Source organism: Mesotoga sp. UBA5825 (assembly GCF_002432955.1).
In the GTDB taxonomy this organism is placed as follows: domain Bacteria; phylum Thermotogota; class Thermotogae; order Petrotogales; family Kosmotogaceae; genus Mesotoga.
In genome coordinates, this window is record NZ_DJHG01000102.1 from 1 (window position 1) to 796 (window position 796).

The following is a 796-nucleotide window of genomic DNA, read 5'->3' on the forward strand; positions in this document are numbered from 1 at the left end:
GTTCTTTGCCGGCATTGCGACCGCCGACGATCTTCGGTGCATCTCAATCCCCATTTTCACTTGTCAAAGCGGTAAGTCTATCGTTTTCGTCTATCTTCGTTCCTTCCTCATCGACCGCGCAGGACTGGCCGTCGATAATGGCTGTCCGAACTGCTCCTTTGGCTACTGACATCTTGCTCAAACCAGGGGCGTCGAGAATGCCCAGTTTGATTGCCGTGTAAATTGTCTCGGGCGATGTGAGCTCGCCTGTTCTGATCTTCTCCATTGCCTCTATGATCGTTGCAGATTCACTCTTGAGGTATTCCTTGTGATTTTGAATCTCCTTATCCTGCTTGAAGTCGGGAATCCCTTTGATCGCCTCGTTTATCGCCTGTTTGGCCATCTTCACGCTTTCTATGATCTCTGCATCTGAGGCCCTTCTTGTCGCTTCACAGTAAGCGACAACATGAACGATCTCCGGGTCAATGTTCATAGCAGTATAAACGGATGTTACCAGCTGACCCATAGCCAGATTGGGGTCGGCTGGAAGAGACATGAGTCCGGGCCTTACCATCGTAACCGGTGTGAAGTTATCATCCTTCAAAGACTCGATCAATTCTTTTTTTGCGAGCGCCTTTGCCAGATCCATTCTTGGAGAGATTCCCGGTGGCGTGTTAAACATGTACTGCGCAACGTACACTTCTACGCCGAGGCGCTTGGCGCAGAGGGCGGCAAGATAGGCGGTGGTCACTTCGACTGCGGCATGGCAGTATCTCAGCGCCCACTGATGGGCCTCGTTTATCTCGACCGGGATGCC

1 pseudogene is annotated in these 796 nt (G+C 51.6%); it reads right to left on the reverse strand.

What is annotated here, in order from left to right:
• Positions 1 to 43: 43 nt before the first annotated feature.
• Positions 44 to 796 (reverse strand): annotated as a pseudogene (locus B3N33_RS10460) (methionine synthase); the annotation flags it as partial.